The organism is Xenorhabdus vietnamensis, from assembly GCF_002127535.1.
In the GTDB taxonomy this organism is placed as follows: domain Bacteria; phylum Pseudomonadota; class Gammaproteobacteria; order Enterobacterales; family Enterobacteriaceae; genus Xenorhabdus; species Xenorhabdus vietnamensis.
In genome coordinates this window covers 1-25197 of sequence record NZ_MUBJ01000001.1, presented here as the reverse complement: position 1 = coordinate 25197, position 25197 = coordinate 1, and the positions used below count along the sequence as shown (strand labels likewise).

General features: G+C 41.3%; 23 protein-coding genes, 1 tRNA gene and 1 pseudogene. 15 read left to right on the top strand and 10 right to left on the bottom strand.

The features are described 5' to 3' along the window. Window positions 1-144: 144 nt before the first annotated feature. The 14 genes from Xvie_RS00115 to Xvie_RS00050 all read left to right on the top strand — a co-directional run bounded on the left by Xvie_RS00115 (window position 145) and on the right by Xvie_RS00050 (window position 17840). Window positions 145-1935, top strand: coding sequence for a protein-disulfide reductase DsbD (locus tag Xvie_RS00115; protein WP_086107720.1), 1791 nt, complete (start codon window positions 145-147; stop codon window positions 1933-1935). 18 nt (window positions 1936-1953) lie between these two features. Next, window positions 1954-2526 carry a division control transcriptional repressor DicD gene (dicD, locus tag Xvie_RS00110; protein WP_086107385.1) on the top strand — a complete coding sequence of 191 codons (573 nt, stop codon included), beginning with the start codon at window positions 1954-1956 and terminating at the stop codon, window positions 2524-2526. Window positions 2527-2654: 128 nt separating this feature from the next. Beyond that, window positions 2655-2730: transfer RNA gene (locus Xvie_RS00105), tRNA-Phe, on the top strand. A gap of 165 nt (window positions 2731-2895) precedes the next feature. Next, window positions 2896-4167 (top strand): tyrosine-type recombinase/integrase, encoded by a 1272-nt coding sequence (locus Xvie_RS00100; RefSeq protein WP_086107384.1) that lies wholly within the window; start codon window positions 2896-2898, stop codon window positions 4165-4167. 139 nt (window positions 4168-4306) lie between these two features. Beyond that, window positions 4307-4510 (top strand): helix-turn-helix transcriptional regulator, encoded by a 204-nt coding sequence (locus Xvie_RS00095; protein WP_086107719.1) that lies wholly within the window; start codon window positions 4307-4309, stop codon window positions 4508-4510. A gap of 109 nt (window positions 4511-4619) precedes the next feature. After that, window positions 4620-7055, top strand: a complete 2436-nt coding sequence (locus Xvie_RS00090; protein WP_086107383.1) for a primase-like DNA-binding domain-containing protein — start codon at window positions 4620-4622, stop codon at window positions 7053-7055. 991 nt (window positions 7056-8046) lie between these two features. Beyond that, window positions 8047-8976, top strand: a complete 930-nt coding sequence (locus Xvie_RS00085; RefSeq protein WP_086107382.1) for a LysR family transcriptional regulator — start codon at window positions 8047-8049, stop codon at window positions 8974-8976. Window positions 8977-9919: 943 nt separating this feature from the next. Next, window positions 9920-10738, top strand: coding sequence for a hypothetical protein (phhA, locus tag Xvie_RS00080; RefSeq protein WP_086107381.1), 819 nt, complete (start codon window positions 9920-9922; stop codon window positions 10736-10738). Between the two features lie 31 nt (window positions 10739-10769). Further along, window positions 10770-11402, top strand: coding sequence for a LysE family translocator (locus tag Xvie_RS00075; protein ID WP_086107380.1), 633 nt, complete (start codon window positions 10770-10772; stop codon window positions 11400-11402). Between the two features lie 17 nt (window positions 11403-11419). Beyond that, window positions 11420-11737, top strand: coding sequence for a 4a-hydroxytetrahydrobiopterin dehydratase (locus Xvie_RS00070; protein WP_086107379.1), 318 nt, complete (start codon window positions 11420-11422; stop codon window positions 11735-11737). A gap of 475 nt (window positions 11738-12212) precedes the next feature. Further along, entirely contained in the window at window positions 12213-14159 is a 1947-nt protein-coding gene (locus tag Xvie_RS00065; protein WP_086107378.1) for a pyridoxal phosphate-dependent decarboxylase family protein, read from the top strand. A 10-nt stretch (window positions 14160-14169) separates the two neighbouring features. Next, on the top strand, window positions 14170-15381 hold the full coding sequence (gene tyrP, locus Xvie_RS00060; protein ID WP_086107377.1) for a tyrosine transporter TyrP: 1212 nt from the start codon (window positions 14170-14172) through the stop codon (window positions 15379-15381). A gap of 223 nt (window positions 15382-15604) precedes the next feature. Next, complete coding sequence (locus tag Xvie_RS00055) at window positions 15605-16201, top strand: NADPH-dependent FMN reductase (protein ID WP_086107376.1); 597 nt, start codon at window positions 15605-15607, stop codon at window positions 16199-16201. A gap of 1372 nt (window positions 16202-17573) precedes the next feature. Continuing rightward, a complete protein-coding gene (locus Xvie_RS00050) occupies window positions 17574-17840 on the top strand; it encodes a helix-turn-helix domain-containing protein (protein ID WP_086107375.1) in 267 nt (88 codons plus the stop codon). A 648-nt stretch (window positions 17841-18488) separates the two neighbouring features. On the opposite strand, the gene Xvie_RS00045 is transcribed toward Xvie_RS00050, so the two are convergent. The 9 genes from Xvie_RS00045 to Xvie_RS20630 form a co-directional block, all read right to left on the bottom strand. Continuing rightward, the gene (locus tag Xvie_RS00045; RefSeq protein ID WP_086107374.1) at window positions 18489-19517 is read right to left on the bottom strand and encodes a tyrosine-type recombinase/integrase; all 1029 of its coding nucleotides are present in this window, start codon (window positions 19515-19517) and stop codon (window positions 18489-18491) included. A gap of 87 nt (window positions 19518-19604) precedes the next feature. Further along, the gene (locus Xvie_RS00040; RefSeq protein WP_086107373.1) at window positions 19605-20636 is read right to left on the bottom strand and encodes a TraI domain-containing protein; all 1032 of its coding nucleotides are present in this window, start codon (window positions 20634-20636) and stop codon (window positions 19605-19607) included. Window positions 20637-20804: 168 nt separating this feature from the next. Then, a complete protein-coding gene (locus tag Xvie_RS00035; RefSeq protein ID WP_086107372.1) occupies window positions 20805-21488 on the bottom strand; it encodes an N-6 DNA methylase in 684 nt (227 codons plus the stop codon). Between the two features lie 108 nt (window positions 21489-21596). After that, window positions 21597-22520 carry a DUF1281 domain-containing protein gene (locus Xvie_RS00030; protein ID WP_086107371.1) on the bottom strand — a complete coding sequence of 308 codons (924 nt, stop codon included), beginning with the start codon at window positions 22518-22520 and terminating at the stop codon, window positions 21597-21599. A gap of 93 nt (window positions 22521-22613) precedes the next feature. Next, window positions 22614-22910 (bottom strand): TA system toxin CbtA family protein, encoded by a 297-nt coding sequence (locus Xvie_RS00025; protein WP_086107370.1) that lies wholly within the window; start codon window positions 22908-22910, stop codon window positions 22614-22616. Between the two features lie 15 nt (window positions 22911-22925). Then, entirely contained in the window at window positions 22926-23336 is a 411-nt protein-coding gene (locus Xvie_RS00020; protein ID WP_244175391.1) for a hypothetical protein, read from the bottom strand. Further along, window positions 23329-23496, bottom strand: a complete 168-nt coding sequence (locus Xvie_RS22420; protein WP_244175389.1) for a hypothetical protein — start codon at window positions 23494-23496, stop codon at window positions 23329-23331. The genes Xvie_RS00020 and Xvie_RS22420 overlap by 8 nt, the downstream gene beginning before the upstream one ends. Before the next feature lie 93 nt (window positions 23497-23589). Next, window positions 23590-24057 (bottom strand): antirestriction protein, encoded by a 468-nt coding sequence (locus Xvie_RS00015; RefSeq protein WP_086107368.1) that lies wholly within the window; start codon window positions 24055-24057, stop codon window positions 23590-23592. Further along, window positions 24026-24217: a hypothetical protein gene (locus tag Xvie_RS20630; protein ID WP_139838780.1), complete on the bottom strand. Its 192-nt coding sequence runs from the start codon at window positions 24215-24217 to the stop codon at window positions 24026-24028. The genes Xvie_RS00015 and Xvie_RS20630 overlap by 32 nt, the downstream gene beginning before the upstream one ends. A 235-nt stretch (window positions 24218-24452) precedes the next feature. Here Xvie_RS20630 and Xvie_RS22415 point away from each other — a divergent pair. After that, a pseudogene (locus tag Xvie_RS22415) lies at window positions 24453-24695 on the top strand (IS630 family transposase); the annotation flags it as partial. Here Xvie_RS22415 and Xvie_RS00005 read toward each other — a convergent pair. Continuing rightward, window positions 24606-24980 (bottom strand): ssDNA-binding domain-containing protein, encoded by a 375-nt coding sequence (locus Xvie_RS00005; RefSeq protein ID WP_086107367.1) that lies wholly within the window; start codon window positions 24978-24980, stop codon window positions 24606-24608. The pseudogene Xvie_RS22415 and the gene Xvie_RS00005 overlap by 90 nt on opposite strands. Window positions 24981-25197: the final 217 nt, after the last annotated feature.

Sequence of the window (25197 nt, the reverse complement as noted above, 5' to 3'; positions counted from 1 at the left end):
GCACTTTCTTCCCTTTCAAAAAAACATAGGATTGCCTTAATATTATACAATTGGCTTTCGGCTATAAACATCATCGGTTATAGTTCAGGTTTTGATAAAGTTTACGAATCAAACCCACGATACAGGCAGGTTAAAGATTACCTTATGATGAAACGTATTCTCATGTTGTTTCTCCTATTCAGCGGTATCGCTCTGTCTCCTAACAAAGCTAGCGCACTGTTTGAACAATCCGAGAAAAGTCTCTACCTTCCTGCTGATCAGGCATTCATGTTTGATTTTCAGCAACAAGGAAATAAACTCATACTGAACTGGAATATCAAGCCCGGTTATTACCTCTATCGAAAACAATTCAGTATCACTCCCAATCAAGAAACATCATTGGGTAAAATTACACATGCCAAAGGCATCGATCATAAAGATGAGTTTTTTGGTAAGACAGAGGTCTATTTTAAATCAGCGCGTATTAATATCCCTATCCTATCCGCCACCAACAATGGCTCTCTTCAGGTTACTTATCAAGGATGTGCAGAAGCGGGTTATTGTTATCCACCTGAAACCCTAAACGTACCACTGCAAGCCGTTGTTGCCTCCAACCAGCTCAGTAATGAAACCGCGATCTCAGCTAACACCACGGCGAATACAAATAAAGAAAATGTCTCCTCACAAGAATCTGTGCAACAGGGAGATAGCTCCCCCAAACCCCATGGTGCCCCATTTTCGCCACTTTGGGCGCTGTTAATTGGCATTGGAATTGCTTTTACTCCCTGCATACTGCCCATGTATCCGCTGATTTCCAGCATTATTTTGGGGAAAAAACGCCCTGAAAGCCTGAAACGGATCTTTTGGCTCGCCATAAGTTACGTTCAGGGGATGGCACTTACTTATACTGTACTTGGTTTAGTTATTGCAGCTGCCGGCTTGCAATTTCAGGCGGCTCTGCAAAGCCCTTACATTCTTGTAGGGCTGTCAGTGCTGTTTATCTTGCTCTCCTTATCAATGTTTGGGCTATATACATTACAGCTTCCTTCTTCTGTCCAAACTCGTTTAGTGAATTGGAGCAATCAACAGCAAAGCGGCTCTTACATTGGCGTATTCGTTATGGGAGCTTTAGCGGGGTTAATAGCCTCTCCCTGCACTACCGCACCGCTCAGTGCTATTTTGCTTTATATCGCCCAAAGCGGTAATACATTGGTCGGAGGGTTGACTCTGTATCTCTACGCATTGGGAATGGGCCTGCCGCTTATCGCAGTCACACTATTTGGCCACAAACTTCTGCCACGCAGTGGCCCGTGGATGCAGTACGTCAAGGAAGCCTTCGGATTCATTATATTGGCTCTGCCAGTCTTCCTGCTTGAGCGGGTGCTTGGCGACACATGGGGCATAAGATTGTGGAGCCTATTAGCTGTATCTTTCTTTGGTTGGGCACTTGCATTAACACTAGGCAGCAAAAATGGCTGGCTGCGGGTCTTACAGATTATCTTACTGACTCTGGCTCTTATCGCTTCACGCCCTTTGCAAGATTGGGTGTGGGGAAGCCCTACGGCAGAACAGCAAAAAACCACCCTGCAATTTCAACAAATCAATAATTGGCAAGAATTAAACCAAATTTTAGCTGAGAATCGCCATAAACCGATTATGTTGGACCTGTATGCTGAGTGGTGTATAGCTTGCAAGGAGTTTGAAAAATATACCTTGAGTGATCCACAAATACAGGCACAATTGAACCAATTCCTTTTGTTACAAGCGGATGTCACAGATAACGGCCCAAAACAGAAAGAATTGTTGCAAAAACTGAATGTGTATGGGCTTCCCACTATCTTATTTTTTGATACGCAGGGAAAAGAGCTAACCGATTTGCAAGTCAACGGATTCATGGACGCACAGCGTTTTAATCGGCAACTACAGCGACTACAACAAAACCTACAACAAAAATAATCTGGAAGGAGAGCTACTGTGCAACGTGAATATGTGCTTAGACATGTTCTTAACTCGCTAGAACAGCAAGGGCTATCAGCAACACTGGAGACACTTTTAACTCCCCTGAATATTGATATTAGCCAGATAAAGCATTTTTGGCCCGATCGTGAAGCGCTGCTTTATGACTGTCTTCGCTATCACAGCCAACAGATTGAGGTTTGGCAACGTCAAACCTTGCTGGATGAAACCTTAAGCTCTGAGCAAAAATTATTGGCACGCTATGATGCCCTCAAAGAAAAAGTCCAAGAACATCGTTATCCGGGCTGTCTGTTCATTGCTGCTTGCAGTGCTTTTCCTAACGTTGACCATCCAATTCACCAATTGGCAGAATTGCAAAAACAAAATTCTTTCCATTACACGGAAGAATTATTGCAACAACTTGATATTGACGACAGTAAGCAAGTCGCCAAACAGATGGAACTTATTCTTGAAGGGTGCCTCAGTAAACTATTAGTGAAAAGAGAACTGGAAGATGTGGGCACAGCGAAACTCCTGGCACAAGATATACTAACCATCGCAAAATGCCGAAAAAATGGGGCATTAAGTTAATAAAAAGCAGCCTAGCTGAATAACCACACTAAATTGGTATAAAAATAGAGCAACCAATCATTTTTCATAGTTTTTTCGTAGAAAGTGTTTGACGGATTAGGCTTAATACGGTTTAATGCGCCCCGTTAGCCCGGATAGCTCAGTCGGTAGAGCAGGGGATTGAAAATCCCCGTGTCGGTGGTTCGATTCCGCCTCCGGGCACCACTTCAACTTCCAGTGAAGTCCAGCCCAGTAAAACAATTCCTGCTAAATCCAGCAAAATCAACATCCATTCTTATTTTTAGGTCTAGTTTCGTCTGTTGCAATCAAGATGCAGCGAAGGGCATAATTCGGGGCACTTACCGTTCGATTACAAGGATGCCCTTAATAATGAAACTAAACGCACGACAAATCGAAACTGCAAAGCCCAAAGAAAAAACCTACAAACTCGCCGATGGCGGCGGTCTTTATTTAGAAGTCTCGTCACGCGGCTCAAAATACTGGCGCATGAAGTATTACCGCCCGACCGATAAGAAAGAAGATCGTCTGGCGTTCGGCGTTTATCCAACGGTGTCGTTAGCCGATGCACGCGCCAGACGGGATGAAGCCAAAAAGCTGATGGCACAAGGCATCGATCCCAAAGCCGAAAAGAAAGGCACCCCAACGCCCGCCAAAGTCAATTCGTTTGAAGAAGTCGCCCGCGCATGGCACGCCAGCAACAAACGCTGGAGCGACAGACATAGCCAAACAGTGCTACGCAGCCTTGAGCAATATATTTTCCCGCATATCGGCGCACATGATATTACCACATTACGCACCAGCCAGCTTTTAGCCCCCGTCAAAACCATTGATGATGCGGGTAAACACAACATCGCCCAGCGATTGCAACAACGTGTTACGGCTATCATGCGTTATGCTGTCCAGAATGATATTCTCGAATCCAGCCCTGCCAGTGATATGGCTGGCGCACTTTCCACCGTAAAATCACGCCATCACCCTGCCCTGCCTCATGAAGATTTACCGGATTTCCTGAACCGATTGTCTGTTTACCGCGGGCGCCTGCTGACCAAAATAGCGGTAGAACTGGCACTGCTGACGTTTGTCCGTTCCAGTGAACTGAGATTTGCCCGCTGGCAGGAAATCGACCTTGAAAATGCGGTGTGGAAAATTCCCGCCACAAGACAACCGATTAAAGGCGTTCGCTTTTCTGAACGTGGCATGAAAATGAAAACCGATCACATTGTGCCGTTGAGTCGTCAGGCTGTCCGGCTTATCAACGCGTTACAGGCACTGAGTGGCAACTGCGAAGTCATGTTCCCCAGCGATCATAATTCCGCGAAAGTCATGAGTGAAAACACCGTTAATAAGGCATTACGGGCGATGGGCTACGATACCCAAACCGAAGTCTGTGGGCATGGTTTCCGCACAATGGCGCGTGGTGCAATGGGGGAATCCGGCCTGTGGAGCGATGATGCCATCGAGCGTCAACTCAGCCATATCGAACGCAACAACGTTAGAGCGGCGTATATTCACACCTCCAAACATCTGGATGAACGACGGCTAATGGTGCAGTGGTGGGCGGATTATCTGGATGCGAATCGGGAAAAATCCATTACACCGTATGACTTCGCCAAACCACTGCGCGACAGGAAAAATCGATAGTACGATTTGCACCCCGTTAATTTTCATCGGGAGAAAAACAATTAACGCTGTTCATTAAGTCTTGTTTTTTAAATAATCCGCCTGTCATCAAATAACGTCCACGATGAGCGCTCAAGGACTCGGTAACAGGAAAATAAATATAACAATGACAGCAAAGACAAACTTTATTCGTTTGCCGGAAGTGCAGCGCAGAACGGGTTACAGCAAAGCGTGGATTTACAAACTGATTAGCGACGGCGCATTCCCGCAACAAGTCAAAATCGGACCTCGCTCAGTGGCTTTTATTGAAGCAGAAATTGATAACTGGATCGCCCAACGGATTGCAGATTCGCGGGCGGCATAACACAGAAAAGACGATGACATAAGACACGTAACATAAAAACACAACGCCCCGAAGTGCTGCTAACACTGACAGGGCGTTTAACCAATAACCATTCGTAAGGTAAAAAATTATGGCTGATACACAGCATACCCAAACTCGCCCTGAATTTACAGTTCAAAAAACAGCAGGCAACCAAAAACCGATTGACCTGATCCAGACCGTCAAAACATCGGCTATGTACTCATGGCAAAACCTGCTGCCTGCCTGTGGCATTGAGATACCGGCAAAAGGAAAGCACGGTGCCTGCCCTGTCTGCGGTGGCACTGACCGTTTTCACTTTATCGACGACCATCATCACGGCAACTGGCACTGCCGCCAGTGTGATGCTCCGAACTATGGCGATGGACTGGATTTAGTGGCAAAAACCAATCGGATCACAATTACAGAAGCAGCTAAAGTTGTCGCGGATGCACTGGCATTGCCTTTGCCCGAATCCAAGCCCGCCAGAGAAATCACTTATCCGACACCATCCATTGCCGAAAGCGTGGCAACTCTGATGAAGCAAACGGTCGCCGGGCAGTCGCCTTATCTGACTACAAAAGGGCTGCACTGCCCTCAGTGGCTGTTGCCCGACAATTCAATGGTGTTGGCACTGGCAACATTGGATAAAAAAATCACCGGCGCGCAGATTATCAAACCCAATGGCGAGAAAAAATTACTGTCCGGCAGCCAGAAAAAAGGCGCGTTTATTGCTCTGTCAGAAATGGAAGAGTTTCCCGACACAGTGATTATTGCCGAAGGTTACGCCACGGCACTGACGGTTAACCAGCTCTATAAAGGCAACGTTCTGGCGGCACTGGATGCCGGCAATTTATTTTCGGTCGCCAACGCTGTTCGGGAACGCTGGCCGGACACCAAAATCATTCTTGCAGCAGATAACGACTGGCATCATCCCGACGAACTAGATAAAAACGGCAAACCAAAAGTGAATATCGGCAGGATCTCAGCAGAAAAAGCCGCTATTGCGGTTAGCGGTTGGATTACGTTACCACCGACAGAGCACAAAGCCGACTGGGATGATTACCGCCAACAATATGGTGTGGAAAGGACAAAGCTGACCTTTACTCAGGGGCTTTATCAACCCGCACCAACAAAGAAAAAAGCAGCCGCTCAATCTAATGATACCGAATCTTCCAAGCTGACATTATGCCAGATGGGAGCCAGCCAGCGCGGAGAAGTATTACTGGCGCGTTATGACGGTGATTTAGCATTGGATGGCGCTTCGGAAACCGTGCATCACTATGACGGTATTGTCTGGTGTCCGGTCAGTGATCGCGATTTAAAACGGGAAATGGTCGCGGCCTTTATGGAAGAAAAATTGCCTTACTCACCGCATGGTATCAGCTCTGCCGTAGATGCCCTGAAATTGCAGCTTCCTATGATGCAACCACCAGAACGCCACTTAATCGGATTCAGTAACGGCGTGTTTGACCTGAAAGCCTGTCAGTTCCGGCCTCATCGTAAAAGTGACTGGTTGTTGCTTGCCAATGATGTTGCGTTCAATTCCCCTGTTTCGGGAGAAACCCTGCAAGGCCATGCCCCACGGTTCTGGCAATGGCTCAATCGGGCAACCGCTAACAGTGAGAACAAATTTGATCGCGTACTGGCAGCCCTGTTTATGGTGTTGGCGAACCGTTACGACTGGCAGTTGTTTCTGGAAATCACGGGTGCCGGAGGCAGTGGCAAAAGCATCTTTGCTGAAATCTGTTCAATGCTGGCAGGCAAAGGCAACACTGTTTCTGCGAGTATGGCCGCACTGGAAAATCCACGGGAACGGGCACTGATTGTGGGATATTCGTTGATTATCCTGCCGGACCAGATCCGCTATGTGGGCGATGGCTCCGGTATCAAAGCCATTACAGGCGGGGATGAAGTGGCTATCGACCCGAAGCATAAACAACCTTATTCAACCCGCATTCCTGCCGTGGTATTGGCGGTAAACAATAATGCCATGAGTTTCAGTGATCGCAGTGGTGGTGTATCGCGGCGTCGGGTGATTTTCAATTTTTCCGAAGTTGTGCCCGAAAATGAACGTGATCCACTTCTACGGGATAAAATCGCAGCAGAATTGCCGGTGATTATCCGGCATTTGCTTCATCGGTTTGCTGACCCACAAACTGCAAGGCGTTTACTGGCAGAACAGCAAAAATCTGCGGAGGCGTTGGATATCAAGCGTGGCACCGATCCATTAGTTGATTTCTGTGGCTACCTGATTGTGTCTAATGAAACTGACGGCCTGTTAATCGGTAATGCGGAGATTATACCGTTCAATCCCCGTAAGTACCTTTATCACGCTTACCTTGCTTACATGAAAGGTAACAATCTGAATAAACCTGTTTCCGTGACCCGTTTTGGTATGGATATGCCGGGCGCACTGTCTGAGTACAGCCAGCATTACCTGCGCAAGAAAAGCAAATACGGCATTCGTAGCAATCTGAGCCTGAATATTGACACTGCCATTGAGTGGATGCCAAAACTGATAAGGAATGACCTGCCAAAAGAATAATTTTTTCTTTATTTATGATAATTTTCAAAGAAATATAAAAAAGTGTTCACCACTGTTCACCTTGTAATTTAAACCATATATATCAACGTATTATAAGGTGAATGGTTATTTTTAAACTGTTCACAAGTCTTCATCACTATTCACCTTTTCCTGATTTGAAGGTGAACGGTTGGTGAAGAGTGGTGATGAGTCTGATTTCAAGTTATCACCATTTAACAACATGAATTTAAATAAAAATATTCAGAGGTGAACAGGGTGAACAGTTTTATCCCTAATTCTTTAATAGGGTGGGCTTTGGAAAAAGTTTTTTCTGGCTGGCATGGTGTTTTCAGATTCTCGGTTTTGTCTGGTTAATGTATTAGCCGGACAAAACCGAGAAGACAAGCGTAGCGCGTCAGTACACCAAAGAAGGTCAAAGCATTAAGCAAAAATCTTTCTGGCTGAAAATCAATTGTGCTCTACAAGTCCTACTAACATCTTCACTACAGTAGGTTTTCCCAAAGTGTAGGTTGACAATGGAGTATAGTAGCTAAATTCCTTTACCCTATAGATTTACTTTCTTGAATCGCGAAGCAAAGGAGTAAATCCTTGGAAGAACAGATAGCCATAGCCTAAGTAAGCGAACATAGCCAATAAAGAACTAAATTGAAGGATGATGGACATATAAAAGTTACTTTTTTTATAGTCAATATATAATAGTCAATATCTATACTCGATAAACTTCAAGTTACAACGGGTAATATAAGGACTCATCTTGAAGTTAAATTTGTATAATTACTTTAGAATCAACAAATAAATTATAAATATCATATAAACATAAATAGCGTGCTTATTATTATCATAATGTTAGTTTACATAGTCATAGATTCAGTGTTCATGCAGATTATAATTACATAAACTCCAATCTAAACACCATAGGTTAATAAATGGAATAATATAATTAATCATTGTTATTATAATAAGTATTTATTCTTAAATTGGAAAAAATAAATTGAATAACTATAAACTATTGCCAACATTAATATCAATACTACAAACACTAAATCTTACTGAATCTGCAAAACAACTAAATGTAACGCAATCTGCAATTAGCAAGACATTAAATCAGCTTCGTGAGGATTTTCACGATAAAATAATATTAAGAGAAGCAAATAAGTTTATTTTGACCAAAAAAGGAGAAAAACTTAAAGAACAACTTCCAATATTGATTCAGCAATTGGATAATTTATATTCACCAGAATCCATGGAGCCTAATTTTTGCAAAAGAAATTTCATCCTAACATCCAGTGACTACGTGGCACAAAACATTTTGCCATCAATCTGGAGTAGCATTGAAGCTGATGCACCTAGTGTGAGCATTGAATATAAACTGTGGAATAAAGATAACATAAACAAATTTGTTGAGCTAAATGTTGATTTAGCAACCACTATTGCCGACTCTATTCCTGATAATTTATATGGTAAAATAATGGCTGAAGATCAGCTTGCTGTAGTATTTAGAAGCACTCATTCAAAATCTTATAATGAAATGAACATTGACAATTATATTAATAGCAAACATATCATAGTTAGTGGAGGTGGTGATAAAGATAGTTCTATCGATAACGCATTATCAGTAATGAATTTAAGTAGAAGAATATCTGCCAAGGTTCCTTTTTTCCAAGCCGCTATTGAATTACTATTAAAAACTGATGCTATTCTGACTATACCACTTCATATTGCGGCGGACTTTGCTCAACGATATGATTTACAAGTGAAATATTTACCAATTGATATTAATCCACAAAAATATTATTTGCTATGGCATGCTAGGCATCACCAAGATCCAGAGCATAAATGGTTTAGAGAATTATGTTTTCTTAAAATAAGTGATCATCTTGAAAAAAAGATAAAACAAGGTATGAAATTAATTCATACTTAAAAGTAGCATTTTAATCTTTCACATATATAACAATTGTATTATCATATGGTTAAAATAATCCAACAACATAGTTTACAACCATAATAGATAATGCAACTTTATTATTATACAATAATGTTAATAACAATTTAAAATGCTATAGTTACATGGGTATATTATTAGGAAAAATGACAGAAATTTTATTTCATTATTGGTTTGACGGAAACTTGCATCGTCATATAAATCTAGGTTTTATACGGCTTTCAGCCACATAAATCTGATCTAAATACTTTGAAAGTTAATATTATAGCAAGAATTGTATAGCACTAGGGAGAGTGTAATTTTTATTCAGATCAAATAGTATTGATATAATAAGCATTTAATCATTTGAAATATCACTTTGCTTTAGATTGAATAAGAATTATACATAAAACACTAAAGTAATAAATAAATACTCTCAGCCTAAGTATAATATTTCATGCAATTAAAACTGGAATTCATAAACACCGAATAATAATCAAATCATATATCTATGAAGACAAAAAACATTTTAATTAACAATGAATTTCAGTTTTATGATAAGCTAAAATGGTATGCTGAAATCATAAATTAACAATTAAATTAATGATATGTGCTATATTATTATTATTTTTCTGAGTGAAAACTATATTTTCACGGCATTGTATTTTGTGAACATTTATTTCAAACTAGCGTATGGATAAATGAAAAAATATCAACCAAAACCATTTAAAAAAGCAGGGCGAGAGCGTGAACGTTTTTTGAACTTAATTTGTATATAACGCAATTCAATTGCGAGCCAAAAACGATCAATTTGGTTTTATTTATGTGCTGAATAGTTCTCCATTTAAGCAGGTTGTTTAAAATACAACCTTACACGCTCTCACCCTGTTTAAAAAAGTTAGCGAAATTAATTAATATTTTTAGTAAAAAAAGGAGCTAAATAATGGGAAATAGTAGTAGTGTATCCAAATTCGGCTACGTAGCCAAACAGCCTGACTCAAATGGAGAAATTTACTTTTCCATCTCAGAGCATGAGATTTGGAATAAATTGTACTCCAGACAAATTAATTTGATTCAAGAGCATGCTTTTTATCAATATTTAGAAGGAATTAAACATTTAAATCTTGATGATAATGGAATACCAAGGCTATCTAAAATAAATAGTATTTTATTGAAAAGTACAGGCTGGCAACTGCAACCTGTTGATTGTACGATTTCTTTTGATTATTTTTTCCATTTATTATCCAACAAAAAATTTCCAGCTGCGGCTTTTATTCGTAGATCTGAAGACTTTGATTTTGTTCCTGTACCTGATATTTTTCATGAAATATTTGGGCATTGCCCCTTACTGCTAAATAAAGAGTATGCCAACCTATCTTATAAAATAGGTAAGCTGGGAGTAAAAATGTCTAAAGAAGATCAAAAGTATTTAGCTAGAATATATTGGTTCACTATTGAAACGGGTTTAATTAAATCGAATAAAAATATAGAGATTTATGGTGGTTCAATATTATCATCATATTCAGAATATAATTATGCAACAACTAGTGAATTACCTCTAAGACTACCATTTAATCTACTTGACATATTAAGAACGCCTTATCGTGTCGATGTTTTACCTAACGTATATTTTAATATATCAAGCTTTGAACAACTTCAAGAAATTACAGAGGAAATAATAATAGAATACATTGAAAAAGCGAAGGTTCTAGGCGATTTTCGCTCCTTGTATCCTCCAAGAGATATAGCTAAAATCGCATAAAATAACTTTTTAGTCAATAAAGGTAATTAATATGCCATCTATAGAAATATTATTTGCATTTATCAGTATATCAACATTTTTATGTTTTCTCCCTGGACCTGACAATATCTTAGTACTAAGTCAGTCTGCAATAAATGGACGTAAATTTGGAATATTAATTACCACAGGATTATGTACGGGATTAGTGATACATACCCTTTTGGTTTCAATAGGTGTTTCAGCAATATTGCGAACTAATGCTATAGCTTTCGAAATTATCAGGGTACTCGGTGTTTTTTATTTAAGCTACTTGGCTTGGGGAGCTTTTAAAGCAAAACCTGTCATTTTAAAAGATAATGAAAAAAAAATTTATGATACAAAAAAACTCATAAAAAAAGGATTGATTATGAATTTATCCAATCCAAAAATCATTATTTTCTTTTTGGCTTTTCTTCCTCAATTCACTATAAATAGTGAATATTCTATATCGGTATCACTTCAGTTATTATATCTTGGCTTAATGTTTGTGTTTGTCGCTTTTATTTCATTCTCCGTTATAACTTATTTATCAGGATTCTTAAATAATGTTATTTCTAAAAAACCATTAGTACAGGTTATTTTAAACAAAACAACAGGGTTAATATTTATAGCACTAGCACTGAATCTACTTATTAGTCAATTTTAGATAGGATATATAAAGTAATGAATTTAAAATTAACCACTGATGAATTAGAAAAACAACTTGATATACTAAATCAATCAGACGAAAATAATTGGATTATATCTGATGGTAAATTAACTAAAAATTTCTCATTTAAAAATTTTACTAAGGCTTTTTCTTTTATGTCAGCATGTGTTGATGTTATAAAAAAACAAAAACATCATCCGGAATGGTCTAATGTATACAACAAAGTAGTTGTTCAATTAGTAACTCATGATGTTGGCGGTATTAGCATGAAAGATTTTACCTTAGCTTATGAAATGGATAATTTGGCAAAAATTCAAGCTGTGAGTTGTTAATTTGGTGATATTTAAAATTGTACTTATGCAGCTTCACGCTGCATAAGTACAGGTTTTTTAACAATACAGATAGTAGTCAGGAAGTGAGCATGCTTTGATTGATATTTGTATCTAAATAGCATTTAGAATGTTAATATTATTCTCCCCTTTTTTGGGTGACTATATATAGTTAAGTTTTCATCGATACAAACACTATGAAAATTATCTTTTATAAAATAAGTACATTAAAAAAATAAAATCTTTTTATTGTATTTTAGAACATACAATAAAATTGAATCACTTTAACTTATAACGATATTTCACTTATTATTTTAATGTAAGAAATATATAAACACATGACTAATTTTATAATCAAAAATATTAATATAGTGGCTACTTTGTAATTTATATAAAAATAATATATTTCACCTCAGTATAAAATAAGAGAATTTTATTTTAATTAACTCCATATTGATATATATAAGGTTTATTAATTATGACAAAATCATTTAATCCTAATTTAAATATAAATGCATTATTTTTAGGAACAAAATCAGAAAACTCTGTCTTTTTCAGAGAAATGATAGATTATTCTGTCAGTGAACATATGCATTGGCGCTCTGGCTTTCATCCTGAAGATTCTGCGCTAGTTACCTCTATTGAACGTTATTCACCCGAATACAGAGAAACTCTATATAAAACAGAAGGTGTTTTAAATCGACTATCATCAAAACTAAAAAATACCTCAATTCCTTTTTTTTCTCCTCGCTACCTCGGGCATATTAGTGGTGACACATTAATGGTTTCTAATCTCGCTTATGTTATGGCTATGATGTACAACCCCAATAACTGTAGTTATGAATCATCACCTACTACAACAGAACTTGAACTTGAATCTGGATTAGATCTTTGCCATATGTTTGGTTACAACTCCCAAAATGCTTGGGGGCATATTACTTCCGGAGGCACTGTAGCTAATTATGAAGGATTATGGGTCGCAAGAAATCTAAAAACGTTATCTTTTACTATATCACAACATCCTGCAACCAAAGATTTAGTTAGCCATAAATCAAGAAAGCAATTGAAAAATATGCCAACAGTTGAACTTCTTGATTTAATTAGCAAACTAAAAGAACGTGGGATATTTAGCGAAATACGTAATATGACCTGCCGCGGAACGGGAGTCAAACCTGAAATTTTAGGAAAATTACTTGTTCCGCAATCTAAACATTACTCATGGCTGAAGGCTGCCGATATTTTTGGTATAGGTCAAGAAAATATTATTCCATTACCTGTCAATAAATACTACCAAACAGATAGCACCAAAATGCGAGATATTGTCCTTAACTTAATAGAGAAAGGTGAATCTATTCTTGCAATGATCGCTGTCGTGGGAACAACTGAAGTAGGAGCGATTGATCAAGTTGATAAGGTAATTGCATTAAGGCAGGAGTGTGAAGAACGTTATGGAGAGTCATTTTATATTCATGTAGATGCCGCTTATGCAGGATATGCTTGCTCTCTTTTTTTAAATGAAAAGAATGAGTTTATGGAATATGATGATTTACTCCATTATTACCGTCAACATAATATTATTCCTGAGAATATTAACTGGCCAAAACCCGAAGTTTATCAAAGTTTTAAATCATTAAAATTTGTTGATTCTATAACGGTTGATCCCCATAAAATGGGATTTGTTCAATACGCAGCAGGCGCTATTTGTATGAGAGATAGACGCATTCTTGATTTAATTTCTTCTCATGCAGCCTATGTTTTTGAAGAAAATGATAATAACAATAATGGGTTACTTGGTTCTTCCATTATGGAAGGTTCGAAAGCAGGTGCTGCCGCAGCCGCATTATGGGCTGCTCACCAGTTGCTACCTTTAAATTTTAACGGCTATGGTAAAGTAATTGCTGCTGGCATTGTTACTGCAAATCGCTTATTAGATAAGATAACAAATATACCACTAATAAAAATAGGTAAATATTGTTTTAAAATGCATATCATGCCAGCACCCGATTTTCATATGATTAATTTTTCTTTCAAAGAAATTAATGATACTAGCTTACTAAATCATAATGCTCTCAATAAGAGGATCTATGAAATATGCTCATATTCTTCTGGCCGTGCATATACTAATGATTTTCTTACATCATCAACAATGTTGGATTACAAAGAATATGGTGATATTCCTAAATATTATTCTGAACAGTGTGGTTTTAGCCATCATGAATGGGAAGAAATACGCTGCATTTATGTATTACGGGCAGCAGTAATGACACATAGTTTTCATAATGTAGAACATTTCGAAGAATACTGGAAAGAACTTAAATCTATTTTTGTTAAAAAATTAACTCAAATTGTCGATGAAGAAGAAAAAAAATCCATCAATGGATTAAGTATTGATACTTCTTTCTTAATTAAAGAAAAAATAGCATAAAAGGGTAAATATGAAAAATCGTACTATTGGAAGTATTTTCATTGTTGCTGGTACAACAATTGGTGCAGGTATGCTAGCAATACCTCTAGCTACAGCAGGGATTGGTTTTAATGCTAGTATAATTATAATGATTGGTATATGGATATTAATGAATTATTGCGCACTATTATTAATTGAAGCTTATCAATATGACTCATATGATACGGGATTGGGTACATTGGCTTTTAGATACCTTGGTCAATATGGTAAGATTGCTGCAAGTTCTAGTATGATGTTTCTAATGTATGCTTTAACCGCAGCTTATATCAGTGGTGCCGGGGATTTGCTAATTTCTAATATTAATAAATGGTTAGGGACTTCATTTCCTGTTACATTGGGTAGTGTTTTATTTACTTTAATTGGTGGAAGCATTGTCTGTATTGGTACTAGTTCTGTAGATTTCATCAATCGAATCCTGTTTAGTGCTAAGATTATTTTTCTTATTTTAATGTTTGGACTAATGCTTCTCCACGTCCAGAAAAACAATCTATTATCTATGCCAATAGAGCAAAGATTAATTTTTTCCTCCATTCCAGTTATATTTACCTCATTCGGCTTTCACTGTATAGTACCCAGCCTTGTACGATATATGAATGGAGATACTAAAAAACTACGCTGGATATTCATCATTGGCAGTGCGATCCCATTAATTTCATATATCCTTTGGCAGTTAAGTACACTGGGGAGTTTCAATACAACTACACTTATGGGAATTTTTGCAGAAAAAACTGGTTTGGATGGGTTAATATTAGCAATTCGTAATGTAGTAGGATCACCTAAAACAGAATTAGTGGTACGTATTTTCGCAAGCCTCGCAATGGCTACATCTTTTTTAGGTGTTGCTCTAGGATTATTTGATTTCTTGGCAGATTTCTTTAAACGAGAAAATAATATAATAGGGCGCATACAAACAAGTTTTTTAACATTCATACCTCCATTAATTTTTGCACTATTCTATCCAAAAGGGTTCGTAATGGCATTAGGATATGCTGCCATTGCATTATCAGTTCTTGCATTATTACTACCAAGTGTTTTAGTATTTAAAGTGCGTCAACAATCAAATAGAAGGCAGTATCGAGTATTTGGTGGAACACCTACATTAGTTTTGGTTTTTCTTTGTGGAATAGCAATCATAGCTATTCAAATGGCTATAGTACTCGGGATATTGCCTGAAGTAGGTTAACTAAATATATTTTCATATAATGAAAAATCAAGACTTGTAGAAATCTATTAAATAAAATATTAAAAGATTAATAAATAAACTGACATTCTGTACAGTATCCGTAATTTTTTGTTTTAATTAAAAACCAATATCCGTATAAATATTGCGCAAATAATTTAAAAACAAGGTATTAAAGATATATCTGCTGAATGGTGGATGAAAAATATAAAAGGTAATTATAATTATGATATTAACTTTGATCTCTGGCAGTCAACGTCAAGATTCTAGTAGTAAGCATATCTCGCGATATTTGGAAAAATTAAGCAGTGAACATGGTTTTGAAAATATACAACTTATTGAATTATGCAACGTTCAACTTCCTTTTCATGATGGTTACACAACAGATATATCGATGGAATTACATCCATGGCAGACTATTTCCTCACGCTTGAGGGAAAGTGATGCATTTATTTTTGTGACTCCTGAGTGGCACGGAATGGCAACACCTGCATTGAAAAATTTACTACTATATTGTTCATTAGCAGAGCTTGGGCATAAACCAGCATTATTAGTCAGTGTTTCTTCTGGAATAAATGGCGTTTATCCTCTTTCGGAATTACGTATGACAGGATTTAAAAATAACCATGTTTGTTTTCTACCAGATCATTTAATTTTTCGCCAAAGTAACACTTTCATTTCACCTAACTTAGAGTGTATTGAAACTAAATTTGAAGGTAGAGTTCATTATTCTCTTAAATTGCTCGAGTCTTATGCTAATGCATTAAAGCAGGTACGCGTAGCAATTGGCACTGAAAGCCATAAATATCAATACGGTATGTAAGATCGAATAAAAAATTGATGCACTTTAATATCTTGGTTCACTTCAATGAACCGAGATTTATATACTCGTTAAACTTCAAGTTGCAACGGGTAATATGAGGCGAGTCCTTATATCTCCCCCGCATCTTGAAGTTGAATTGGTATACCATATATTATTAGTCAACCAGTAACCTAGGTTGTCACGACACTTTGAAAATTTCTTTCCTTACATATACATTCAAATTATCAATTCATTTAAAATATAGCGTCATAGATTGACCTTGCCCGACTAAACCGTTAGTATCTTGTTTGTATCCTAATGATCTTATCGCCTGTAAAGATCGCCTTCGGGTGGCGAGCAAAACTCCTGTAGCCTGAAAGGGAGAGCAAGCATTGCGGTACATCTGCGCACTTTTGGAAGCAGATATCGTCGGATAAATAACCATGTATTGACGATGAAAGTTTCCCGGTTTCTTTATGTACCGGCTTATCACACACATAGGGCAGTAACCCTGCCACGTTCACCTTAACCATTTTACCTTGCACGATCTTTACCCACGCTTTGATTTACGCACGAAAAACGTCCAGAAAACTACGCGGCGTCACTTGCGTTAAAGCGTAGCGATTACCAAGTGACGCCGCCGGGCGGCCAACGTCCAGAGCACGTCCGGTCTGGCTTTACGACCGATTTGAACCCCGTATTACTCAGTGTCACTACTTTTCATTGGTATTTTTCTGCCTTAATTCACCTATTTCGTTTGTTTTTCACTCACCGCCTTGCAACAGGCCGATGCAGTAAAGAAAGGAGATATCACACGTCACGAATAATGAGGCGTTCATCCTGATTGAATCAGGCACTGAACGGGGAGTAAACCATCGCCGTGCTGAGCACGCAGCGAACTCCTGCAAAAACTCAACATAACCCTCGCCCTGCTACACATTATCTGACGCACCACGGAACGGTGAACCTAACCGACACGCAGGGAAAATGTTTCTAAATGAGTAAAATTAGCCTGAAAATCACAGGGGAAGTACGGACAGCGAAGCAATCACGAACGAGAATAAAAAATAAAGATTGATTTAGCCGTCCGTATTCTCCCCTGAGTTTGTGCACTCTTGAGAGGAGTTATAGCCGTTAAACTTAGCCGTTCAGTTATTGAGTAAGCTAAAACAATCAGTTAAAGTATTCCCGCCATTAGCACAATCTAATGGTCAAGGTTTAGCAGCCTTGTGCGCTTATACACTGGTAAGAATCTTTACCAGTGTGCCTGCATACGCCTTTTCTATGGCGGTTCAGGCAGGGGAGACTCACGTCTCGCCGGAGTAAGCGCCGGTCTGCTAACCCTGTCTGAATCGCCACCATCAATATTAATTAATGGAAAGGGGTAGCAGGAATGAATAACAACAATGTTCAAAATGACTGGCATCAGGCCGATATCATCGCAGCATTGCGTAAACGTGGAACAACCTTAGCGGCGGTTTCCCGCGAAGCAGGACTCAGTTCATCAACACTGGCAAATGCTTTCAGCAGACCATGGCCGAAAGGTGAATGGATTATCGCAAATTATCTTGGTATACATCCCTCAGAAATCTGGCCGAGCCGTTATTTCGATTCTCATACCGGAGAATTATTAGAAAGGAAAGCTCGCACTAAGCCATAGGAATAACCCGCTTTAATTTGTGATCGACTTCGTAAAAATGAATATTTTTTATATCAAGCCCTGAGATCAAAATGGCAGCCTAATTTGACCATTTTTAACCCTCACGGCTTTTTTGCTTTAAGATGATTTAAAAGCACACAATTAGTAATATAAATAATAAAAATCAGTCAGATATAGAATAAAAAGCAAGCAAAAAAACTTAGGGGCATTAAAAGGGGCATAAAAGGAAGGCAAGGTTATAGGCTTTTATTATTCAACAAGTTATCATGTTTTTCGATTCCGCCTCCGGCACCAAGTTTCCATGCGGGTTTGTCCTAGGTTGTTAAATTTCCTGACAAAAGCGCGAAAAAGAATCAATAGTTAATTAAATGTTAAAGCCTAATCAGTTCAATTTGTACTGTTTAGTTGAGAAGAACATTTAAGACAAGATGACAGGGTAGCTGTTTTAACAGTTACCCTTTTCTCGTTTAAGATAATGATTTCAGTAATTGATTCTGATGTCAAGTAAGGTGAAAACTATCACGGGATAGAGCATCGGAATTAGCCATTTTTTTCATACCATATCCCTATTGATGCAGGGCAGTTCACTCACACCTCCACCTCAATCCTGTCTGAGACCTGCCCTGTCTTTTTTACGTTTACGCCGTTTTATTCATTCTCATCGGCATGCTCATCAACAAAATCAGTATACAACCCCAGTTCCCGCTCCAGTACTTTGCCCGTCACTTCCATATCAAGATCAATGTATTCCATCGTGGTCGCCACATTACGATGCCCCAGTAATCGTTTCACCAGCGGCAGATTACGATCCGGCGATTTCATCAGTGTCGTGGCCACCGTATGACGAAAACGATGGGGAGAAACTGCAAAGCCGCACTCTCTGGACAACCGACGGAAGAAAGAACGGAGCTGTTGTTTTTCCCGGTTGATATCATATTTGTAACGGGAAAGCCGGCTTGGGTGTGGCACACTTAACCGGCTGAGATCGAAAATCGGATCGTTGCCTTCAGCACAGGCAGCCATCGCCCTTGCCACGAGTTGTGCCAGCCGGGGTTTGAGTGGCTGAACAATCGGTATCTCCCATTCACAGTGGTTTTTACTGCCTTCCAGTCCCAGTTCAATATAATTGCTTTCCAGATTAATATCCCGCAGCCTCAAGTGCAGTAACTGGTTCTGGCGCATGCCCGTAAAGCGCAATGTCGTCAGTACCGTTGACCAATACCAGGTCGGATACAGGGCACAACGCCCTCCCCGTGGAGTAACCTCAGTTCTTTCTTCTTCAGCAAACTTCCCCATCAACAGATTAATGCGGGTTATCTGTGATTTGCTCAAAATCTTCTTCTTTTTCTTCTCTTTTTTAACCACCGCATTGTTAAACGGGTTCTCGGTATGGGGCAGCAGTTTTCGCTCCATGCCGAAATTAAAAATGGCCCGCAGGTGGGCCACCTTATTATTCCAGGTATGGCTCGACTGTTTTTTTTCCACCAGAAGATGACGCCGCCACCGCAGCACATCCCGGTAAATGATCTGCGCCGGTGATGCCGCTTCCCCCATAAACCGGGTAAAACCCCGCGTGACCTTACGATAACTCCACTCGGTGTCCGGTCTCAGGATATGTGAAAAAAAGTACTCTTCTAATAACGCTTCCCAACTGAGGGTTTCTGCTGTGTGCAACATGTTATTTTTTCCTCAGATCATCATGCCATCCTGCCGTTTCCTGTCCAAAAACGATTCGCGGCAATAAAATACAAATAACCATTTGAATTATTTATCTTTAAATGATGAATGCAGGTGACTGTCAGTGGCAATACTTTCTTTCTCCCGTACCGGCCGTTTGGTCAGTTTCGAGTCGTGGTGGTGATTTTTTCCCTTGTTTTGCCGCGAAGAGTCATCAGGTGACTGAAATAATGACAATAATGTCAGGGTGTCGTCAGACGCGGATGGCAGCGGGCTTGTGATTGCACTGACAGGAGGCGTGGATGTCGTTTCCGGCACCGGATTGCATTCAAAAGAGAACGCCGTCTCCTTCACCGGAGACGGGGAAACCACCTGTTTCACCCACAAAGGGGAATGAATCTGCCCGGCGGCATCCTGAAGCAATGCATCTATCAGCGGGACGGTAGAGGGACGCCCATTGAGATGCTGCATCAGACAATGCCAGACTTCCGGTACGGTCACCAGCCACATCATGGCCTTTTCCGGTAACAGACAGGCAGCCAGCAACACTTCCTGAGGAACCGACGGTATGTTTTCCGGTGTGCGAAAACGGAAACGATACGGTTTGTCGGGGGTACCGATGCCCGGTTGCCAGACATACCCGTCTTCCTGCTCCCCTTCGAGCTGCCGCAACAACGGCAGGTGATAAAACAACGCCGCCCAGAATACCACGGCCTGCCATAAGACCCCCTGTGCTGCCTGAGTTTCCGGTGCCACACCGGGCGGTAATAAATGCCCTTTCGCTAACCGCACGGCACAGGTGGTAAATTGCAATGTCAGGTCAGCAAATCCGCCACTGCCTGACCATTTCCCTTCCGGGGCGGCGGGTACCTGCTGAACACTGCCCAATAATTGTTTAATGGGGGCGAGATAAAAACGCTGATACAACCCTTCAGGCAGCGTACTGTTTTGCCATAATTGCTGCAGGAACTGACGGCGTAAGGGCGTTGCCAGCAATACATCCACTGTTTGTGGCCGGAAATACCCCCGGTTGTCGCGAAGGGATTCCGGTTGTTGTCCGGATGATTTTGATTGTGTCACAGGCTGGCGGGCAAAATGGGATTTAAAACGTTCCAACATGGGCTTTTCCTCTTTGGGTTCAAATTTGGCTCAGTGTCGGTGAATCCCAATCGGAAACAAGGAGAAACTCTTTTTGCGAAAATAAAAATTGTTTGTATAACTTACACTTAAACGTAAAAAAGCGCCCCGAAAGGCGCAGTAGTGAAACAAAGAGGATGAAAACAGAAATCAGGCCGCTTGGTCATATTCCTGCAAACGTTGCGACCAGTTACCCAGATAATGGGCCGGTGTGTAACGTATTCGTTTGCTGCCGCCAACATGTAGGGCATCCCCGATGGTCACAGCGGCCGGAATGCCAGCCAGGGAATACTGGATATACGCCATCACTGCCGCCAGCGGGTCAATATCAATCGCAGACACCCACAGACTGCACATCGGGTCATGCCCCTGCCCTCTCAGCACTTCAGCTGTGGCCAGCGTCATACAACCCGCACCACAGGCGGGTTCTAAAAAAGTGATAAACGGCTGGGTCTGCAACTGTTCGGACACATCCTGCAATTGTATCTCGGCCATCATTCTGGCCACACCCCAGGGCGTAAAGAACTGCTGGAGTCCCTTATTCCCCAGCTCCAGCTGCATAAACACACTGCCGAGAAAATCACAGGGTTCTTCCGCCAGTGCCAGCACGGTGTACGAAAAGAGTTTCACAATCCGCTCGACATCTTCCCGTTCGTATTTGTTGATAGTTTTCAGATAGAACTGCTCCAGTTCCTCACTGAAACAATATTTATTGTGAATAGCTGCCATCGCACAGTTACAGAAATCCTGAAAAACCCGATGACGGTTGTGGTAGCGTGCGGTTTGTTTAAACAGCGAAATAAAGTCTTTTTGGTAGTCAGAGCGAGAGGCCATAGCGTGTTTTCCTGATAAGACTCAAAAAGGAAAACACGCCCCGAAAGGAGAATGTGTTTCCCCCTTCGGTTGATGTGAAGATAAATTGATGCTGCGTTGAACAAAGAATTACTGCCCGACGGCAATTGCAGGTAATGCCAATGCCGTTTCAGGCTTATCTCCGTTAACCAGATACAACGCCGGACGGTTTTCGCGCCCTGCCTGCCCGTTATGACTGTCCACATGCTCACCCTGGTCATAACAATCATAACCTTTGAGCTGGCCTGACGGTTCGCTGTACCAGTGGCGGATTTCACAGTCAAACACCGATGACAGCCCGCCCATCAGTTCCGCCGAAGGCGGTACCCATGGAGTGTCAAAACGCACTGTTAAGCTGCTGACATTGCGCCGTTCCCAGCGAACATGATGACCGAACGGCCATTCCAGCCCATAGTGCTTATCGTAGAACTGCGCCGTGGTGGTCATGCCTTTCAGCAAGCCACTGTTGCCGTTAATCTCCGTGCCCAGCTGGGTCGGTCGTATCATCAGCATATCGCAGGGCTGCGCAGAAGTCGGATAAACACTCAGCTTCTCCCAGCACGCGCCGATATCGGGATTATCAGACCAGCCCACCACGCCGAACCAGTCGGTATACTGGCGGGTCAGAATGCGGGCAATAATGTCACGCGCTGACGTCGGTATATTCTCCCAGCGCAGCAGGCTTAAACCCGACTGACGGTATGCGCTGTCAATCCGCTTCATGTTTTCTGTGGTTAACAACACATTGTCCTGCAACAACGCCAGCCACTGTTCAAACGCCAGATTCTGCGCGGTCGGCGCTGCCGTACCCCGTATCAGTTCCGGATAGGGGGTGTAGGTTTGCGGTTTGGTCGGTTTCAGTATCCCTGCACAGCCTGCCAGAAACAGGCGGAGGCTCTGCAATACGGCCTGACGGTAACGGGGGAATTCTTCCCCACAGACCCATTGCTGCATCACATCAATACAGACGGATTTGCCGGTGACTTCCAGTTGATTGGTGACCCATTCTGCCATAGTTAATTTCCTCACTTGAATGATAAAAATAAACAGGAGGAGCCGACCCATTCGGGGCGCAGTTCCTCCCGATGGGATAGATTGAAAAAAGGGTTACAGTTTGGCTTGCCTGAACAGCATTTCAGCCAGACCGCTGTCAAAAATGACCGTCAGTTCATCGTGGATACCCAGATAAGGCGTACTGCGTGGGATAACCTGCGTGTTTAGTCGGGTTAAGTCGTATTTATCCACCAACTCGTTAATAGCTTCCGACGGCAGGACACCGTGGGCGATGAGTTCAGTCACGGTATCGGTTTCACACAGTGCCGTATCGTTCAAGCTCAGGCCAAAATGACGTTTCAGCAGCGCGGCGGCAATCATCTGCCAGATCGTTAAACGTAAAGGTTCCATAGTGATACCTCTCCTTCACACTCTGACGGTTGTACCGTGTCGGAGAATGTCCTGGATTTCATGATGCTGTTGATAATCGGGCGACACCACATGCAACGACAGTAAATTCGCCTCATGCCACAAGACACGGGCCGCCTCTGCATTCTGCCAGCTCAACTCAAACGTGGCTGACTGACACAAGCGCAATTGTTTCTGCTCCAGCGACAGACGTTCTGACGTCACTGTGACCGGCTGCGCCCAGACGATTTCGTCATAAAAGCGGCCACCGAGTACCTTGTTATCTTTGGCGTCATAAATCATGACAGTCAGTGGAAAAAACGCCCGCCGGCACTGCGCAGAGGGTATTTCCGGTATCAGCCAGTCACCCAAAAGATGGATCACTTTCAGCCGCTGTACCACTTCGGTGACGGAGGTGGTCTCACACACGGTCAGGGTTTCCTCCCGCAGCGATTGAAGCCGTTGGGGATGCTGCATTAGGCCAGTAACCTGCACAGTAAAAATGTCTTCCTGCGAGGCCGGTGTCGAGCTCTCCGGCGTAGGTAAAAAAATCGGGTTCATGGTGTTGCTCTCCTTGATTTGACGTCAATAAAAGACAACACCCACCCAATACGGGAAGGTGTTGTCGGCTCCCCGGTCAGGCGCTAAAGAAAAGGGTTAACAACCTCATAGGCTGATAACGTTATTGTGGATTGTTATTATGTTGGGTATGAATCAATGACGGACAGACAATGTCTTCCTCAAACTTCAGTGTGAGTGCTGAGTTGATCAGCCCCTCTTCCGGATGGTGTTGCGCATATTCCCGCAGGGCACTGAAGCGGAAAGCGGTCGCCCCGGATTCATCCAGCACGGCGATACGGGTTAACAGTACCAACGTCACAGCCAGACCAAACGCCTCCGCTGAGAGCGTGACGCTGAATGCGGTTTCTGGCAGGAAAACCGAATACGTTTTCTTCGCTGTCGGCACCATATAGGCCAGCCGGTCATCTGTTGACTGGCTTGTCCAGTCATCAGGTGGGTAATCCCCGCCTAATTTGAACGCCGTATCGGCCAGCAAAAAGCTCAGTACCAGCCGCTCCAGTGAGGTTGAATGAGGAAATGCCGCAGACAGTGACAGACTATCCACCTGAATCAGTTCGTTGTTGGGCATGAAATTCTCCTTCTCGATAAAAAAAGACGGAGAATCTCTGCCCGACGGGAAGACATTCCCCGTCCGGGTGACTGACCTGTTGGTCAGAGATGAATTGAAAAAAACCTTCATCATCAATAGCGATGATATCTGCTTCCAAAGGGGTGCAGATGTACCACACAATGTGTACTCCCTTGCAGGCTACAGGAGTGTTCGTGTCGCTGCCCGAGGGCGATCCTGACAAGCGACCGGATCATTGATAAGTCTGACTACGCTAATCAATTAGAATGAGACGATCAAGCAGTAATTTATATTAGTTCAGGTGCAATCTGATACTTTTGTTACTCTGGGTTCAAGCAAATATACTCGTCATCATTGAAGATGTGTGATGTTTAATTTTATATCCGTATCAGATCATGATTACATCCATAAAAATTCATCTAACAGAAAACCAAAAGAAATCCCTCGAATTGATGCATAGTACGACTCGTGACAGCCGAGTCTGTGACCGCATCAACACTGTTCTATTGGCTCCTGGGGGCTGGGCTGCCCCGATGATAGCCCAAGCCTTACGTATTCATGAAGGCACAGTAAGTCGCCATTTGAAGAACTTTATCGCTCAGGAAAAGTTCACGCCTGAAAACGGTGGTTCTGACAGCTAGGGCTGCGGCTTGTTTGAACGTTGAATAAATTGGTACTTTGGTTGCTGATTCTTCTTGAGCTTGAAGCCGCATTATAATGTTGACGCCGTTGTAATTATTGTAGTGAAAGTTTCGGGGTAACGCATTAAGTGTCGAGCTGTAAAAGCTCACATCAATATCATTGTCTGAAGTTGTTTTTTCACCCTTTGGTTTTGAAAAGTAATCAAATAGTCGATTTAGTATTTCGTTTTGCTGGTCTGTTTTTGCTGTAGTGCGTCCTGCACTCGATCTTGGCTTTTTCATAAGTAACTCCTTTTTTTGAGCCGTTACTTATCTCGTATCATTGATTTTCATTTATCCAAGTTGCAGAAGAAAAGTGGCTGTTTTTTAGTCTTAAACTAGTACTACAGCCGTAATTGCTCTGTAAGCCGATGATCTCCCCGGCGGCGATAGTGACATAGTTGCGCCCGGTATTGATGCCGCCGTCTCCAGTCTGACCAATGTAAAATCTGTTCTATTG

Excerpts from the sequence above, each read along its gene's own strand:
- Xvie_RS00115 (WP_086107720.1), top strand. The coding sequence starts at position 145 with ATGATGAAACGTATTCTCATGTTGTTTCTCCTATTCAGCGGTATCGCT.
- Xvie_RS00100 (WP_086107384.1), top strand. The coding sequence starts at position 2,896 with ATGAAACTAAACGCACGACAAATCGAAACTGCAAAGCCCAAAGAAAAA.
- Xvie_RS00090 (WP_086107383.1), top strand. The coding sequence starts at position 4,620 with ATGGCTGATACACAGCATACCCAAACTCGCCCTGAATTTACAGTTCAA.
- phhA (WP_086107381.1), top strand. The coding sequence starts at position 9,920 with ATGGGAAATAGTAGTAGTGTATCCAAATTCGGCTACGTAGCCAAACAG.
- Xvie_RS00075 (WP_086107380.1), top strand. The coding sequence starts at position 10,770 with ATGCCATCTATAGAAATATTATTTGCATTTATCAGTATATCAACATTT.
- Xvie_RS00070 (WP_086107379.1), top strand. The coding sequence starts at position 11,420 with ATGAATTTAAAATTAACCACTGATGAATTAGAAAAACAACTTGATATA.
- Xvie_RS00065 (WP_086107378.1), top strand. The coding sequence starts at position 12,213 with ATGACAAAATCATTTAATCCTAATTTAAATATAAATGCATTATTTTTA.
- tyrP (WP_086107377.1), top strand. The coding sequence starts at position 14,170 with ATGAAAAATCGTACTATTGGAAGTATTTTCATTGTTGCTGGTACAACA.
- Xvie_RS00055 (WP_086107376.1), top strand. The coding sequence starts at position 15,605 with ATGATATTAACTTTGATCTCTGGCAGTCAACGTCAAGATTCTAGTAGT.
- Xvie_RS00050 (WP_086107375.1), top strand. The coding sequence starts at position 17,574 with ATGAATAACAACAATGTTCAAAATGACTGGCATCAGGCCGATATCATC.
- Xvie_RS00045 (WP_086107374.1), bottom strand. The coding sequence starts at position 19,517 with ATGTTGCACACAGCAGAAACCCTCAGTTGGGAAGCGTTATTAGAAGAG.
- Xvie_RS00040 (WP_086107373.1), bottom strand. The coding sequence starts at position 20,636 with ATGTTGGAACGTTTTAAATCCCATTTTGCCCGCCAGCCTGTGACACAA.
- Xvie_RS00035 (WP_086107372.1), bottom strand. The coding sequence starts at position 21,488 with ATGGCCTCTCGCTCTGACTACCAAAAAGACTTTATTTCGCTGTTTAAA.
- Xvie_RS00030 (WP_086107371.1), bottom strand. The coding sequence starts at position 22,520 with ATGGCAGAATGGGTCACCAATCAACTGGAAGTCACCGGCAAATCCGTC.
- Xvie_RS00025 (WP_086107370.1), bottom strand. The coding sequence starts at position 22,910 with ATGGAACCTTTACGTTTAACGATCTGGCAGATGATTGCCGCCGCGCTG.
- Xvie_RS00015 (WP_086107368.1), bottom strand. The coding sequence starts at position 24,057 with ATGCCCAACAACGAACTGATTCAGGTGGATAGTCTGTCACTGTCTGCG.
- Xvie_RS00005 (WP_086107367.1), bottom strand. The coding sequence starts at position 24,980 with ATGAAAAAGCCAAGATCGAGTGCAGGACGCACTACAGCAAAAACAGAC.